12 protein-coding genes are annotated in these 15,863 nt (G+C 70.6%); 5 read left to right on the top strand and 7 right to left on the bottom strand.

Annotated elements, in window-relative coordinates; all coding sequences use genetic code 11:
* Positions 1-9: 9 nt before the first annotated feature.
* Positions 10-2,391 carry a PBP1A family penicillin-binding protein gene (locus LZ017_RS21285; RefSeq protein WP_241398940.1) on the bottom strand — a complete coding sequence of 794 codons (2,382 nt, stop codon included), beginning with the start codon at positions 2,389-2,391 and terminating at the stop codon, positions 10-12.
* Between the two features lie 216 nt (positions 2,392-2,607).
* Between LZ017_RS21285 and sbcB the strand changes: the two genes are divergently transcribed.
* From sbcB to LZ017_RS21265, 4 genes are all read left to right on the top strand, one after another.
* On the top strand, positions 2,608-4,056 hold the full coding sequence (sbcB, locus tag LZ017_RS21280; protein WP_241398939.1) for an exodeoxyribonuclease I: 1,449 nt from the start codon (positions 2,608-2,610) through the stop codon (positions 4,054-4,056).
* Positions 4,057-4,222: 166 nt separating this feature from the next.
* Entirely contained in the window at positions 4,223-5,158 is a 936-nt protein-coding gene (locus LZ017_RS21275) for a sensor domain-containing diguanylate cyclase (RefSeq protein ID WP_241398938.1), read from the top strand.
* A 124-nt stretch (positions 5,159-5,282) separates the two neighbouring features.
* On the top strand, positions 5,283-5,579 hold the full coding sequence (locus LZ017_RS21270; protein ID WP_241398937.1) for a flagellar basal body rod protein: 297 nt from the start codon (positions 5,283-5,285) through the stop codon (positions 5,577-5,579).
* A 145-nt stretch (positions 5,580-5,724) separates the two neighbouring features.
* Complete coding sequence (locus LZ017_RS21265; protein ID WP_241398936.1) at positions 5,725-7,818, top strand: bifunctional diguanylate cyclase/phosphodiesterase; 2,094 nt, start codon at positions 5,725-5,727, stop codon at positions 7,816-7,818.
* Here LZ017_RS21265 and LZ017_RS21260 read toward each other — a convergent pair.
* The 5 genes from LZ017_RS21260 to LZ017_RS21240 form a co-directional block, all read right to left on the bottom strand.
* On the bottom strand, positions 7,815-9,749 hold the full coding sequence (locus tag LZ017_RS21260; protein ID WP_241398935.1) for a bifunctional 2',3'-cyclic-nucleotide 2'-phosphodiesterase/3'-nucleotidase: 1,935 nt from the start codon (positions 9,747-9,749) through the stop codon (positions 7,815-7,817). The two genes, LZ017_RS21265 and LZ017_RS21260, sit on opposite strands and share 4 nt — an antisense overlap.
* Positions 9,750-9,794: 45 nt before the next feature.
* Positions 9,795-10,268 (bottom strand): DUF2269 domain-containing protein, encoded by a 474-nt coding sequence (locus LZ017_RS21255; RefSeq protein WP_241398934.1) that lies wholly within the window; start codon positions 10,266-10,268, stop codon positions 9,795-9,797.
* On the bottom strand, positions 10,265-10,654 hold the full coding sequence (locus tag LZ017_RS21250) for a DoxX-like family protein (RefSeq protein ID WP_241398933.1): 390 nt from the start codon (positions 10,652-10,654) through the stop codon (positions 10,265-10,267). The genes LZ017_RS21255 and LZ017_RS21250 overlap by 4 nt, the downstream gene beginning before the upstream one ends.
* Entirely contained in the window at positions 10,639-11,508 is an 870-nt protein-coding gene (locus tag LZ017_RS21245) for an NAD-dependent epimerase/dehydratase family protein (RefSeq protein ID WP_241398932.1), read from the bottom strand. Before LZ017_RS21245 ends, LZ017_RS21250 begins: the two co-directional genes overlap by 16 nt.
* Positions 11,509-11,673: 165 nt before the next feature.
* Complete coding sequence (locus LZ017_RS21240) at positions 11,674-12,204, bottom strand: MarR family transcriptional regulator (protein WP_241398931.1); 531 nt, start codon at positions 12,202-12,204, stop codon at positions 11,674-11,676.
* Positions 12,205-12,336: 132 nt separating this feature from the next.
* On the opposite strand from LZ017_RS21240, the gene yegQ reads away from it, so the two are divergent.
* Positions 12,337-13,740 carry a tRNA 5-hydroxyuridine modification protein YegQ gene (yegQ, locus tag LZ017_RS21235; RefSeq protein WP_241398930.1) on the top strand — a complete coding sequence of 468 codons (1,404 nt, stop codon included), beginning with the start codon at positions 12,337-12,339 and terminating at the stop codon, positions 13,738-13,740.
* Positions 13,741-13,756: 16 nt separating this feature from the next.
* On the opposite strand, the gene LZ017_RS21230 is transcribed toward yegQ, so the two are convergent.
* A complete protein-coding gene (locus LZ017_RS21230) occupies positions 13,757-15,718 on the bottom strand; it encodes a DUF3592 domain-containing protein (protein WP_241398929.1) in 1,962 nt (653 codons plus the stop codon).
* Positions 15,719-15,863: the final 145 nt, after the last annotated feature.

Here is a 15,863-nt window from a genome sequence, read left to right as displayed (position 1 = left end):
TCGGCGGGTTCAGCGGCCGGGAGCGCTGCTGGCGGGTGAGCCGCCGAACAGGGTCTCGAACAGCCCCGGGGCGGCGGACGCGGCGGGCGGGGGCGGCACGGGGCCGATCTGGCGCAAGCCGTTGTCGCCGGCGAACTCCTCGAAGACCCAGTCCGGTCCGTGCGGGCCCTCCTGCATCACCAGGCCCTCGGCAGGCGGGGCGATCTCTTCGACCGCCTTGCCGCGCAGCGCGGTGGTCATGAACTCCACCCAGGCCGGCAGCGCGATGCCGCCACCCGATTCGCGGTCGCCCAGCGAGCGCGGCTGGTCGTAGCCTATCCAGACCGCCGCGGCCACCTGCTTCTGGAAGCCGACGAACCAGGCGTCCACCGCGTCGTTGGTGGTGCCGGTCTTGCCGTACAGGTCGCCACGCCGCAGCGCCGCGCCGGCGCGTGCCGCGGTGCCGCTGCGCACCACTTCCTGCAGCAGGCTGCTGGTCACGAAGGCGTTGCGCTCGCTGATCGCGCGCTGCTCCTCGGCGGGCATGGGGATGTCGGCCTGGAACAGCACTTGGCCCTGGGCATCGGTGATGCGGCTGATCAGCAGCGGCTTCATCAGATAGCCGCCATTGGCGAACACCGCATAGGCCCCGGCCATCTGCAGCGGCGTGGCGGCGCCGGAGCCCAGTGCCAGCGTCAGGTTGTCCGGCTGCTTGTCGACCTCCAGGCCGAAGCGCCCGGCCCAGGCGCGCGCGCGCGCCGGGCTCAACTGCTCGGCGATGCGGATGCTCACCATGTTCTTGGAGCGCGCCAGCGCCTGGCGTAGCGTGATCGGGCCGTCGTACTGGCCGTCGGAGTTCTTCGGCGACCAGTCGCCGATGCTGATCGGCGCGTCGTCCACCACGGTCCCGGGGCCGGCGCCCTGTTCCAGCGCCGCCGAGTAGAGCAGGGGCTTGAAGCTGGAGCCCGGCTGGCGCCAGGCCTGAGTGGCGTGGTTGAACTGGTTGCGCGCGAAGTCGAAGCCGCCCACCAGCGCGAGCACGCTGCCGGTGCGCGGCTCCAGCGCCACCAGCGCGCCCTCGGCCTCGGGCGACTGGGTGATGATCCAGGCGCCCGGCCGGCTCGCGCCCTTGGCGTCGCGCTGCGGCGGGCCCTGCAGCACGCGGATGATGGAGCCGCGCTGCACGCGCAGCCCCGGCTTGGCCTTGTCCGACAGCCCGCTCAGCGCGGCGCGCAGGCCGTCGCCGCGGACCTCGATGTCCTCGCCGCTCTGCAGGCTGGCGCGGAGCACACCCTTGTCGACCGAGGTCACGACCGCGGCGCGCAGTTCGTCGTTGTCGGGGTGGTCGGCCAGCGCGTGGGCGATGGCGCTGTCCTGCTCCGCCTCGTCCTCGGGCAGGTCCACCTGGCCCTCGGGACCACGCCAGGCCTTGCGGCGCTCGAAATCCAGCAGGGTGCGGCGCAGTCCCCGGTAGGCGGCGATCTGCGCTTCGGACTGCAAGGTGGTCCAGACCTTGATGCCGCGCGTGTAGGCCTCATCGCCGTACTGGGCGTACACCACCTGGCGCGCCATCTCGGCGGCGTATTCGGCATGCAGGCGCTGGTCCTGCGGGCGGCGCAGGTGCAGGGTCTCGTTGCGCGCCTGCTCCAATTGCGTGTCGTCGATCACGCCGGTTTCGCGCATGCGTGCCAGCACCACCAGCTGGCGCTTCTTGGCGCGCTGCAGGTTGGTGATGGGGTTGGCGTAATAGGGGTTCTGCGGCAGGCCGGCCAGCATCGCGGTCTCGGCGATGGACAACTCCTTCAGCGTCTTGCCGAAATAGGCATGCGCGGCCGCCTCGAAGCCATAGGCGCGCTGACCCAGATAAATCTGGTTCATGTACACCTCGAGGATCTGATCCTTGCTCAGCTGGCTCTCGATCTTCAGCGCCAGCAGCACCTCGATGAACTTGCGCGTATAGAGCTTGCGTTTCGTCAGGTAGAGGTCGCGCGCGAGCTGCTGGGTGATGGTGGAGGCACCCTGGCTGCGCGACGAGAACAGATTGGCCAGTGCCGCGCGCGCGATGCCCGGCAGGTAGATGCCCTGGTGCTCGTAGAAGTTGGCGTCCTCCACCGCGAGAAGCGCGTCGCGCATGCGCTGCGGGATTTGCGCCAGCGGCACATAGGTGCGGCGCTCGGCGCCGTACTCGCCGATCAATTCGCCGTCGGCCGAATACACCCGCAACGGCTGCTTGGGGTTGTAGTCGGTCAGCTTGTCCAGCGAAGGCAGCCCGGGATAGACCACGGCGGCGGCGGCGGCCAGCACCAGCACCAACGCGGCGATCGCCAGACCGCTCCACAGCGCGATGCGCCGCCAGGGCAGGGTCCGCAGGCGCTGGAGCAGGGCGGCGGGCTGGAGTCGGGGCAATGGCATGCGGAGGCGGCGCGTGAGGCTTCAGTCTCGAATCGGCGGATTATCCGCATCCTGCCGCCCGCCGCCGCAGGCCATGCCGCAGCGTCACACAGTGCATACAGGAAAGCGACGCTCGGTCACATCCGCGAACAGCGGCAGGCCGAGCATCGCCTCATCCTCCCGGTTGGCGGTGCCTGCCGAAGGCGGGGCGCCGTGCATGGGGTATCGTGCCGACCCATGCAAGACCTGAGTTTCTATTGGCACGACTACGAGACCTTCGGGCGCGTGCCGCGCCGCGACCGCCCCGCCCAGTTCGCCGGGCTGCGCACCGACGCCGAGCTGAACGAGATCGGCGATCCGCTGATGATCTACTGCCAGCCCCCCCTGGACAGCCTGCCCGACCCGGAGTCCTGCCTGCTTACCGGCATCCTGCCGCAGACCTGCGCCGAGCAGGGGTTGCCTGAGCACGCCTTTGCCGCCGCCATCCATGCCGAACTGGCGCGGCCTGGCACCGTGGGCCTGGGCTACAACAGCATCCGCTTTGACGACGAGGTCACGCGCTTCCTGTTCTGGCGCAACCTGATCGACCCCTATGGGCGGGAATGGCAGAACGATTGCGGCCGCTGGGACCTGCTGGACGTGCTGCGCTGCGCCTACGCGCTGCGGCCCGACGGCATCACCTGGCCCCGGCACGAGGATGGCCGGCCCTCGTTCAAGCTGGAACACCTGAGCGCCGCCAACGGGCTGCTTCACGAGGCGGCGCACGACGCGCTGTCCGACGTGCGCGCCACCATCGCGCTGGCCCGGCTGCTGCGCGAGCGGCAGCCGCGGCTGTGGGAGTTCTGCCTGAAGCTGCGCAAAAAAGACGCCGTGTGGGCCGAGATCGGCACCGAGCGGCCTTTCCTGCATGTCTCGGGCATGTACGGCGTGGAGCGTGGCTGCATCGCGCTGGTCTGGCCGCTGGCCGCGCATCCGACCAACAAGAACGAACTCATCGTCTGGGACCTGGCCGAGGACCCGGCCGGCCTGGTGGGCCTGGACGCTGAGACCGCGCGCCAGCGCATGTTCACCCGCCAGGAGGAGTTGCCCGAGGGCGTCACCCGGCTGCCGATCAAGACCATCCACGTCAACAAGTCACCCATCGTGATCGGCAATCTGAAGACGCTGGCGCCCGAGATGGCGCAGCGCTGGGGTCTGGACCTCGCGCAGGGGCTGCGCCACGCAGAGCAGCTGCAGCGTCTGGGCGGCGAGCTGCGCGGGCTGTGGCCCCAGGTCTTCCAGCGCCCCGGCGGCGACGCCAGCGTGGATGTGGACGAGGACCTGTACGGCGGCTTCCTGTCCAACGAGGACCGGCGCGCGCTGGAGCGGCTGCGCGCGCTGGCGCCCGAGGCGCTGGCGCGCCGGGTCGCCGAGCGCAAGGTCGCCTTCGAGGACGCCCGGCTGGACGAGCTGCTGTTCCGCTACCGCGCGCGCAACTGGCCGCAGCTGCTGGACGGCGCCGAACAGGCGCGCTGGCAGCAGCATTGCGCCGAACGCCTGCACCTGGGGCAGGGGGGCGCGCAGACCCTGCAGCAGTTCTTCGAGCGCATCGACCAGCTCGGCGAATCGGCCGAGGATGAGCGCAGCCAGGACATCCTCGGCGCGCTGTACGACTGGGCCGAACAGATCGCGCCGCCGCCCCCCTGAGGCCGGGGGGAGCGGGCCTCGCGGCGTGGCGTTCCGGCGCCGTCTTGCCCGATTGGGGTTTTCGTTAGGCGTCAAACCGGTTACACCTGCAATAGTGGTGGCCACCGTGCGCCTCGGGGTGCACGATGGCCGATCGGCCCTTGTTTTCTTGGCAGGAGAACGCCTCATGCAGCACGCCCCCCAGCCCGAAGTCCACGAACAGGTTGCCGCCCGCATGCGCGCGCTGCTGGTGCGTGCGCCGCTGGCGGTGGCCTTCGTCGATGGCGACCGTTTCGAAATCGTCAGCGAGCATTTCAACCACTTGTTTGGCCATGGCGACGAAACCGACTTGAGCGGCGCCCCCGTGCGCCAGGTGCAGGTCAACGACGCCACCCATGCCGCGCTGCAGGAGCGCATGGGCCAGGCCTTCGCGGCCGGTCGGCCGCTGGACGAGGAACAGGAATATGTGCGCCGCGACGGCAGCCGCTTCTGGGGCCGCCTGACCGCCACGCCGGTGCACTGGGAGCAGCCGGCTGGCGAGGCCATGTGGGTGGTTGAAGACGTGACGGCGGCGCGCGCGCTGCGCCAGCAGCCGACCTGGGTGGCCAAGCACGACCTGCTGACCGAACTGGCCAACCGCCGTGAGTTCGACCGCCGGCTCTCCGACCATGTGGGCAGCCGGCGCCATGAGCCGGTGTCCCTGCTGTTCCTGGACGTGGACCGCTTCGGCGAGATCATCCAGGGCATGGGGCCGGAGGTGGCCGACCATTTCCTCGCCGGGCTCGGTCGCATGCTGGTCACCAAGGTGCGCGCGTCCGACCTGGTGGCGCGGCTGGAGAAAGACCATTTCGCGGTGCTGCTGCCTGACTGCGACCAGCACTACGCCGAGATCGTGGCCGAGAAGATACGCGCGGCGATCGCCGCCTACCGGCTGCGCTGGGGTCTGCACCGGGCGCGGGTCAAGGCCAGCGTCGGCGTGGTCCAGCTGCAGCCGGCGCTGGAAACGGTGGATGCCGCGCTGTCGGCCGCCATGCTGGCCTGCACGGAAGCCAAGGCAGCCGGCGGGGATTGCGTGCGCGTGTTCGTTTCCAACGGCGCGTTCAGCGAGCTGGCAGGCGCCTGACCCCACGGGGCGGCGGGGCGCAAAAAGAGAATTGGGCGGGAAACCCCATCTTTTTCTAAAGTTTCCCGGCGGGCGGCCGATGAGATCGGGGAGAGTCTCTCTTTCTCGAGCCCGGAGTTCCGCCATGAGCATCAGCCTGTCCACCGCCCTGTCCGGCCTGTCGGCCGCGAACGAGCGGATGCGCGCGTCGGCTCAGAAGATGGCCGACGTCGCCACCGAAGGGGCCCGCCGCGAGCCCACGCAGGATCCGTCCGCCAGCCAGGACGCTCAGCCCGCGCGCCAACGCGTGCCGGCACCCGGCACCGACCTGGAGACCCAGCTGATCGAGCAGCGTTCCGCCACCTACGCCTACGTGGCGAACCTGCGCGTGCTGCAGACCCAGGTCCGGGCCGAAGGGGCGTTGCTGGACATCCAGGCCTGAGCCCGGCACGCCGGCACCCCGGGCCGCGGGGCGTGCGTATTCGTCACGCCGAGCCTGAACCTGCGCCTCGTCGGCGCGGAATGCGCCCACAATGGCCTCAAGGCCGCCCAACGTCCTGCCCGCGGCCCCCAGCCTCAAGACCATCTTGCGATCGCCGCCTTCTCTTCCCCGTCCCATCGCGGTGGACCCCGCGTCCGGCCCCTGGTCCGGCGAACTGCAGCACTGGCTGGACGCCTTGCCGCAGCCGGTCTGGCTGGCCCGCTCGGACCTGGAGCTGCTGAGCTTCAACGCGGCGCTGTGCCGGCTGCTGGGGCAGCCCTCCGAGGCCCTGCGCAAGCGTCGGTTGTCCGACTGGCTGCCCGACGGCGATGCCGAGTTGCTGCGTCAGGCCTGTGCCGGACGCGAGGCCTTGGCGCTGGAATTGCGCCTGCGTGCCACCGATGGACACTTGCGCTGGCAGTCCTGCCGCGCCTCGCCCCTGTTGCTGGACGGCGAGCCTCTGTGGCTGGGCACGCTGCACGACATCGATGCCAGCCATCGCGCGCAGGCGCGCTGGGAGGAGGCCGATGAAACCTGGAAGCTGGCGCTGGAAAGCACCGGCGACGGCGTCTGGGACTGGCGCCTGGACCGCGGCGTGGAGACCTTCTCGCGGCGCTACCTGGAGATCTACGGCTATGACCCGGATGAGATCGAGCAGCGGCCGGAGACCTTCGATGCGCTGACGCATCCCGACGACGTCGAACAGATGGAGCGCGATCGGCAGGCGCATTTCGAGGGACGCACGCCCATCTACCGCAACGAGCACCGGGTGCGCTGCAAGGACGGACGGTGGAAATGGGTGCTCAGCCGCGGCATGGTGATCAGCCGCGACGCCCAGGGCCGGCCGCTGCGCATGGTGGGCACGCACACCGACATCACCGAGCGCAAGCAGGCCGAGGCGCTGATCTGGCAGCACGCCCACATGGACCCGCTGACCGGCCTGCCCAATCGGCGCCTGCTGCGCGAGCGGCTGTCCCAGGCCCTGAACCAGCATCGGCCGCTGGCGGTGCTGTTCATCGACCTGGATCACTTCAAGGAAGTCAACGACACGCTGGGCCACGGCAAGGGCGACCTGCTGCTGCAACAGGCCGCGCAGCGCATCCAGGACTGCCTGCAGCCGCATGACATCGTGGCCCGCATGGGGGGCGATGAGTTCACCGTGGTCCTGCAGCACCGGCCCGACCGGGCCGCGGTCGAGCAGACCGTGCGCCGGCTGCTGGCGCGGGTCAGCGAGGTCTATCTGCTCGAGCGCGAGCGCGCCTTCGTGTCCGCCAGTCTGGGCATCAGCCTGTATCCGGACGACGGCGAGCACATCGAGACCTTGTTCAAGCATGCGGACCAGGCCCTCTACGTCGCGAAGGACGCGGGGCGCAACCGCTTCGCCTATTTCACGCCCGAGCTGCACCGGGCGGCGCTGCACCGGGTGCGGCTGGGCATGGACCTGCGCGAGGCGCTGCAGCGGCGCCAGCTGCGCCTGGTCTACCAGCCCATCGTTGACCTGCGCAGCGGCGCGTTGCGCAAGGCGGAGGCGCTGCTGCGCTGGGCCCATCCCGAACGGGGCGAGGTCTCGCCCGCGGAGTTCATCCCCATCGCCGAGACCAGCGGCCTGATCCTGGAGATCGGCGAATGGCTGTTCGACGAGGCGCTGCGCACCCTGGTGCACTGGCGCCGCAAGGGGCTGTCGGATCTGCGGCTGAGTCTCAACAAATCCCCGCTGCAGTTCCTCGGCGCGGGGGATGGGCCGCAGCGCTGGCTGGCCCGGCTGGCCGAACACGGGCTGCCGCCGCAGGCGCTCACGCTGGAGATCACCGAGGGCCTGCTGCTGGAAGGCGGCGAGGCCGTCAGCGCGCAGCTGAACGCGCTGCGCGAGGCCGGGATCAAGCTCGCGCTGGACGATTTCGGCACCGGCTATTCCTCGCTGGCCTATCTGCAGCGCCACCGCATCGACGCGATCAAGATCGACCGCAGCTTCGTCCATGAACTGGCGCCACACAGCCGCGCGCTGGCGCTGTGCCGCACCATTGTGAGCCTGGCCCACGAGCTGGGCATGGAGGTGATCGCCGAGGGCGTGGAAACGCCCGAGCAGCTGGAGTTGCTGCGCGCGATGGGCTGCGACATGGGCCAGGGCTTTCTGTTCGCGCGCCCGTTGGAGGCCGCCGATCTGCCGCGCTGGCTGGCGGAGCGCCCCGCGCGCCCCTAGCGATCGGCCTCGAGCGCGAACAGCGCCGAGCCGTCGCCCAGTTCGCGCACCAGGCGCAGCCCGGCTGCAGCGGCATCGTGGGCCAGCGCGCCCGCGCCGGTGCGCAACTGCAGGCTCAGCCCCGGCACCGGGCGCAGGCGCCAGCCCGGCGCTGCCTGGGCCCATGGCGCCACGCCGCCTTCGGCCAAGAAGGCGGCCAGTGCCTCGCGCGTCTCGTCGGGGGCGTCGATCACCAGCCGGTCCGCGCCGAGGTGCGGGAAGTGGCCGCCCCCGGCCGCGCGGTAGCTGTTGGTCACGACGAGGAACTCTGCTGCGTCGTCCAGCGGCTGGCCGCGCCAACGCAGCGCCTGCACGCGTTGGCCGTCGCTGATGCGGCGGCCCTCGCGGTCGAAGCGCGCGGGCTGGGTCAGGTCCAACTCATAGCTCAGTTCGCCCGGGGCGCCATAGAGCATGTCGAAGTTGAAGCCAGGAAAGTCCGGGTCCAGCAGCGGTTGCTCGGCCGGGCCTCGCGGGTCCGCGCGGCGGAACTGGCCGGCGGACATCTCCAGCCAGTCGCGCACTTCGGCGCCGCGCAGCTTCAGCACCTTGATGGTGTTCGCGTAGACATAGAGATCGGCCACATGCTTGATCGCGATGGGGCCGGCGGGAATGTCGGTGTACTGCGTCCAGCCTTGGCGGCCACCGGTCTTGAACGGCGCGGCGGCGGACAGCAGCGGCAGCGTCTCCAGCGCCGTGCCCTGTACCGCGCGCCGGGCGTAGGCCAGCTGGGCGCCAGCCACCAGCCGCACCGCCAGGCTGTCGCTGACCTGGGCGAAGTAGCTGTGGATGGGCGTGTCGGTGTTCGCCGTTGCGCGCCGGATGTGGGCCAGCGTGGCCTCGTGCTCGCGCGCGATGACCACCGCGGGCATGGGGTCGGCGTCCACCAGCGGCTGTTGCCGCGCCCGGTCGAAGATGGCCCGAAGGCTGGACTGGCTCTCCACCACGCGCCAGCGCCCCTGCTCGCGGCGCAGGCGCAGGTCGACCAGGCCCAGATGGTCGCCCCAGCGTCCGGGCATCACGGCCGGAACCCCGTGGATGCGGCCCTGGCGCGCGTCCACCGCCGGATAGCCTTCGAAGCCCGGGCCCGGCAGCTCGGCATGCGCATGGCCCAGCAGCAGCGCGTCGATGCCCGGTACCCGCGCCAGCTGCACCGCCATGTTCTCCGACAGGCGCGGCAGCTCGTGCTTCTCCAGCCCGGTATGGGCGATCACCACCACCACATCGGCACCGGCGCGGCGCAGCCTCGGCACCCAGTCGCGCGCGGTCTCGACCATGTCGCGCACCTGCACCTGGCCCTGCAGCTGTTGCCGGTCCCATTGCAGGATTTGCGGCGGCGTCAACCCCAGCACGCCGACGCGCAGCCGATGGATTTGCCCGGCCTCGTCGCGCATCTCGCGTTCCAGCAGCGCGGTCGGCGTGAAGGCGGGAGCGCGCCCGTCGGCGCTCAGCACATTGGCGTTCAGGTAGGGGAAGCTGGCGCCGGCCAGGGTCCGGCGCAGAAAGGGCAGGCCGTAGTTGAACTCGTGGTTGCCGATGTTGGCCGCATCCACCCGCAGCAGATTGAGCACGCGGATCGCCGGATGCACGGCGCCCTCGCGCGCCGGGGCGCGGGCGACCTGGTCGCCCAGCGGGTTGCCCTGGATCAGGTCGCCGTTGTCAAAGAGCAGGCTGTTGGGCACCTCGTCCCTGGCCTGCTGGATGCGCGTGATGGTCCGCGCGAGGCCGAACTCGGCGGTGGGCCGGTCGCGGTAATAGTCGTAGTCCAGCAGGTTCATGTGCACGTCGCTGGTCTGCATCAGGCGCAGGCGCAGGTCGGCGGCCTGCACGGCGCCCAGGCCGCACAGCGAAAGGCCCAGCGCGATCGCCGCGGCACGAAGACGGGAAGGGTTCATGGGCCGCGATGTTAGGCGAGGCCCGCTTCGTCTTGGAGCGCGCCCTCAACCCAGGGTGGGCTTGGCGACCATCAGCCAGAACACGGCCAGCATCGCGGCAAAGGCCGGGTAGCCCAGGCGCTCCCACCAGCGGGCGTAGCGCGCATAGGCCTGGGGCAGCGCGGCGCCGCTGCGCCACGCTGCCTGTGCCATGGCCGCCATGCGCAGTTGCAGCCACAGCACCGGCAGCCAGCAGGCCCCGGCCAGCAGGTAGAGCGCGAACGCGGCGGCGATCCAGGGCGTGGCGAGCGGCCAGCCCGCCAGATGCGCCATCCAGACGCCGGACAGCGGCTGCACCAGCATCGCCGGCGTCGTGAACCATAGGTCGGCGCGGACCACCAGGCGGCCGACGACGGCGCGTGCCTCCAGCGAGTCGCTGCGGTTGGCGAAGAACAGGTAGAAGGCCGAGCCAAAGCCGGTGCCCACCAGCAGCACGCTGGAGATCACATGCATGGTCTTGAGCCAGAGGTAGAGGTTCATGCGGGTGCATCCTGGTGGAGGATGAAGAGCAGGGCCGCGATCGGCAGGTTCTTGCTGAGGCAGCCCAGCGGATCCAGCCACAGCGTGGGCAGCATCAGCGTGGCCGTCAGGCTCAGGCCCAGCAGCGCCAACAGGGCCAGCCGGTAGACCCAGCGCCGGTGCCAGCGCCACAGCGCCAGCCCGACCGCCAGGTCCAGCAGGCTGCCGGCGACGATCAGCGGCGTCTGCCAGGGCGCCGGCGTGCCGGCGGCAACCAGAAGGGCCTGGCCGCGCCCCTGCAGCTCCCACAGGCTGACCGCCGCGGTGAGCAGCCACAGCGTCACCAGGCTGGCGCGCGCCCAAGGGCGGCTGTGGCGCGAGGGGAAGGGGATCAGACCGAGTCCCATGCGAGCTCCCTGAGCTGTTCCGGCGCGATCGGCGGGCGCTCCAGCCAAGCCTGGAAGGGCGCTGCGTCCGCCACGTTGTCCTGCTGCAGCAGCGCCAGCGTCTCGCGGCACCAGGGCTGCATGGGCAGGTGGTCGCCGGCGCGGGCGCTGGCGCGGCTGAGCCAATCGGGCAGCGCGAGCACGCGTGCCGGGCCCGCGCCATCGGCGCGTCGCAGCACGGCGACGAATTCCGCCAGCGTCAGCGCGCGCGGACCCACCGCATGCAGCAGCGCGGGGCCCGGCGGGTGCGCGGCCAGCAGCCGCGCACAGACCTGGGCCAGGTCTTGCACCGCTACGGGCTGGACGCGGGCACGCAGTGCCGCGGCGGGCAGGACCAGCAGCGGCAGCCGGGCCAATTGCATGAACATCCGGCTGCTGGCGCCACCGCGGCCGAAGACGATGCTGGGCCGCAGCACGCAGCCGTCCAGACGACCCTGCTCGCGCAGCGACAGCAGCACCGCGTCGCCCGCGCGCTTGCTGCGCGCGTACTCGGTTGCGCTGCCTTCGATGCCCAGCGCGGAGATATGGATCACGCGGCGCAGGCCCTGTTCCGCGCAGGCCTCGAACAGCGCCGCGGGTGCGCGGTGGTGCACGGCCTCCATCGGGCGCGCGGCCGAGGATCGCAGCACGCCGACGGCATTCACCACGGCGTCCAGGCCCGCGAGGCGGGGCCGCCAGTCGGCGGGCGCGAGATCGCGGCTGAAATCGATCCCGAGGCGATGGCTCTCCAGCACCTCGTGACCCTGGGCGCGCAGCTGCGCCGCGATGTGGCGGCCGATGAAGCCGCGGCTGCCGCAGAGCAGAACGCGGCTCATCGCGCGGCTCCGCACGCACCGCAGCGCGGGAGCCGGACCGGGAGCGGGCCCGTGGCCGCTTGGGGCGAAGGAGGCTGCGGGACGGGTAGGTGAGGTAGCAATGTTGATTTCATGATTTATCCGATATTTCAGTCAAAACAGAAATTAACGCTCAAAAAAAGGGTCTCAGCTGCTGTCGCCGCGCACGAACTTCTGCACGCTGGCACCCAGCTTGAGCACGCGCTCCAGCGTGGTCGGCGACAGGCGCAACATCTCTTCGGACCAACTGCCCAGCGTGTCCATGAAGCGCAGCGCCTCGCGCACGCGGTCCTGGGCGTCCGGGGTTTCGTCGGCGAAGGATGCGTCCCGCACCAGCTCGCCCAGCACCCGCACCGTGGGGTCGAACTCGCGTTCCTTGCGCTCGCGCACGATGGTGCGGAACAGCTCCCAGACGTCCAGCGAGGTCTCGAAGTAGTCGCGCCGGTCGCCCAGCTGGTGGGTGACGCGGATCAGGTTCCAGTTCTGCAGTTCCTTCAGGCTGGTGCTGACATTGGAGCGGGCCACGGCCAGGGTGTCGGAGATTTCCTCGGCGTTCATCGCGCGGCCATGGAAGTAGAGCAGCGCGTGGATCTGCGCCACGGTGCGGTTCACCCCCCAGGCACTGCCCATCTCGCCCCAATGGACCACGAACCGGCGTGCGACAGGACTCAATTCCATGGCCGGCATCTTAGGTAGACAGAAATTTCTGTCAAGAGAGAAATTCTGCCGTTGCTTCGGCGTGGGCTTCTGTCGGCTGGGGCGAAAGGGCCGTGGTTTCCGCGGACGCGCCAAGGCTGGGACAATCGCCGCATGTCTCTGAAAGCCCCCGAACTCCTGCTGCCGGCCGGCTCGCTGGCCAAGATGCGCGCCGCCTACGACTTTGGCGCCGATGCCGTCTATGCCGGCCAGCCGCGCTACTCCCTGCGTGCGCGCAACAACGAATTCCGCCTGGAGCAGATCGCCCAGGGCATTGCCGAGGCGCACCAGCGCGGCAAGAAGTTCTTTGTCACCAGCAACCTGATCGCGCACAACGACAAGGTGCGCACCTACCTGCGCGACATCCAGCCCGTGGTGGAGCTGAAGCCCGACGCGCTGATCATGGCCGATGCCGGCCTGATCATGCAGGTGCTGGAGCAAATGGAACGCGGTCTCTTTCCCAAGGTGCCCATCCATCTCTCGGTGCAGGCCAATACCACCAACTGGGCGGCGGTGAAGTTCTGGCAGAAGGCCGGCGTGGAACGCATCATCCTGTCGCGCGAGCTGAGCCTGGACGAGGTTGAGGCCATCCGCAACGAGTGCCCCGACATGGAGCTGGAAGTCTTCGTGCACGGGGCGTTGTGCATCGCCTATTCCGGGCGCTGCCTGCTGTCGGGCTATTTCAACCGCCGCGACCCCAACCAGGGGACCTGCACCAACGCCTGCCGCTGGGAATATGGTGCCCAGGGCGCCACCGAGGACCCGACCAGCGGCGAAGCCGTGCCGGTGGCGCGCATGGAGGGCGACTTCAGCTTCGCGGAGGCGCAGGCCGAGGCTGAGGCGGGCTTTGCGTCCACCTGCGGCGGTGGCGCGCGCCATCCGGCGGCGGACCGCGTCTATCTGCTGGAGGAGAAGGGCCGGCCCGGCGAGCTGATGCCCATCATGGAAGACGAGCACGGCACCTACATCCTGAACAGCAAGGACTTGCGTGCCGTGGAGCATGTCGAGCGCCTGGCGCGCATCGGCGTGGATTCGCTGAAGATCGAAGGGCGGACCAAGAGCCTGTACTACGTGGCGCGTACCGCGCAGGTCTACCGTCGTGCGATCGACGACGCGGTGGCGGGCCGGCCCTTCAACCCCGAACTGCTGCTGGAGCTCGAAGGGTTGGCCAACCGCGGCTATACCGGCGGCCTGCTGGAGCGGCGCCCGGCGCAGGACTACCAGAACTACCTCAGCGGCAACAGCGCGCTGCACCGCAGCCACTTCGTCGGCGAGGTCACCGCGGTGCGCGAGGATGGCTGGGTGCAGGTCCAGGCCAAGAACCGCTTCGCGGTCGGCGACCGGGTGGAGCTGCTGCATCCGCAGGGCAACCGCATCGTCGAGCTGACCCAGATGCAGAACCTGGACGGCGAGCCGGTGCAGGTGGCGCCGGGTGATCCGGTGCGCGTGTGGGTGCCGCTGGGCCTGCCGGCCGAAGGCGGGCTGGTCGCCCGTCTGCTGGAGCCGGCGCAGGGCTGAGCCGGCGGCTCTGGCATCAGCGCGGGCCGGATGCGAACGCGCTGTCCCGCACCGGACCCAGGCTGTGCGGCAGTTGCAGCAGCGCCGTCATCAGCACCAGCCAGACCAGCCAGCCCCAGCGCGGATGCGAGCTGCGCCGCAGCGGACTGCGCTGCGCGCCTGGCGCAAAGCGGGCGCGGCGTTGCGTCTGGGCCCAGCGCAGCGCGGCGGCCACGGCCAGCGCGGGCCCGGTGTCGGGCAAGCCCGGTGTCAAGCGAGTGCCCTCCGCGTCGGGCCAGCGCGTGTGCAGCGCGTGGTAGGGCTGCTCCTCTTCGTGCGCGCTGCGGGTGCTGAACAGCTGCTTGTGGAACAGCTGTCGGGTGGACTCGACCGGCAGGGGCAGGCTGCGCCACCAAAGCCAGGAACTGCGCCTGAGCAGCAGCCCGTCGTCGCGCACCTGCAGCTCCCAGCGGCAGGTGAGGCCGTGCAGGACCAGCGCCAGCAGCAAGGCCATCACGAGGCATTGCCAGGACCAGGGGCTCAAGGGGGTCAAGCCCTGGCGGACCAGGCTCACGGCATAGTGGATCAGCACGCCCAGCGGCACCAGCGCGAGCAGGGCGGTCCAGCGCGGGCCACTCTGCGGGAAGTGCAGGCTCCAGGCCTCGGGGGTCTCGGAGGCGAACACGCCTGCCGGCAGGCGCGGCGGCCGGTCCGTGGCAGCCGTGTGCTCCGGCACGGGCAGGGGCACGGGTTCTTCATGCGCCCCTGGGCTGCGTGGCGCGAAACGATCCGGTTCCTGGCGCCGGGCCGCCTGATCTTGCGCCGCGCGTACCGGCACCGGGAAGCGCATGGCGCTCTGGTCGTCGGGCTGCAGCAACTCCAGCCGCCAGTCCACGCGTTCGCCCGAGCGCTGGCCGCCGTGGGTCGGCGCATCCTGCGGGAGTGAGAAGGCCGCGCGCAGTGTCAGCCCGCCGTCGGGCGTGGGCAGGCCCGGGCCGCTGTGCTCGAAGGCTTCGACCCGGCGCTCGGGGGCGCCGGACCGGCTGTCGTCCACGCGGTACTGCGCCAGACGCAGGCGCAGCGGCGTGTCCTGCCAGGCCGCGGCGGCGCGGGGGGACAGGGTCAGTAGCAGCTCCAGGCGCTCGCCGGCCCGCGGCGGGTCGGGGCGCAGCGCGAGGGTGGAGTCGGCATAGCGCCAGACCTGGCGTGTCAGATGCACGGCCAGCGCCAGCAACGCCAGCCCGGCGGCGATGAAGACCAGCGCGAGCAGCCGCCCCCACCACCAGTCGCTGCCGGTTAGCGCCAGCGTGGACAGGGGGAAGGCAATGCCGCACCAGGCGAAGGCGAGGACCCAGGCCGCCTTGTGGTCGCCGCGCACCGAACGCCGCAGCGTCGCGCGCGCCGGTGGGCGCACGGGCTCAGCCTTGTCCGTTGCGGGGTCGGGCGCTTCGCGGCGCAGGCGCAGCGCGCGCCAGAACATCAGCGCCGCCCCCAGACTTACGGCAGAAAAGACCAGCGCGAACGGCAGGTGCACGAGGATCTTGCGCCAGCGCAGCTGGCGGTCCAGCAGCGCGCGCGTGGGGTCGCGCGGGTCCACCCAGGCCAACAACTGCGGCCCACCGGCCTGGGCGGCATTCAGCCGCTCCAGCCAGCGCTGGTGCCAGTCGTCGAGGTTGTCGCTGGCGATGCCGCCGTCCAGTCCCACTTGCCAGCCCTCATAAGCCTGGCCCCCGAAGGTGTAGCGGTAGCGGGCCTGGACGGCCTGAGTGCGGCTCTTGCGGTGGTGGCTCTCGTTCAGCGAGGCGCCGAGGATCTCCACCGGCACGGGCTGCCAGTCCCGCGCGTCCCAGGCGCCGTGCAGCATCAGCGCCAAGGGCTTGAGCCCGCCCACGATGCCGACCAGACCGAAGACGCCGGCAAACAAACCGCTCAGCAGCAGCACGAGCAGGCGCGCGCCCCAGCCGGCCTGTCCCCCCTGGCTCGTTCTTCTTCGAATCATGGGCTCAGCATAGCAAGCAGCGTGTGGGCGCTGTGTGAACGAAATCGCGCTTGCGGGAGCAGTGCTTGCCCCGCCCACCCCGGGTCGGCTGCAGTTCGCACCGGCCTTCGGCGCCACGCTGGCATGGACGTCGGCCAAGGCCGAC

Origin of the sequence: Pelomonas sp. CA6, from assembly GCF_022549225.1 — a bacterium.
GTDB lineage: Bacteria > Pseudomonadota > Gammaproteobacteria > Burkholderiales > Burkholderiaceae_C > Roseateles.
The sequence above is the reverse complement of the archived record's forward strand: the minus strand, read 5'-3'. Positions and strand labels throughout refer to the sequence as shown.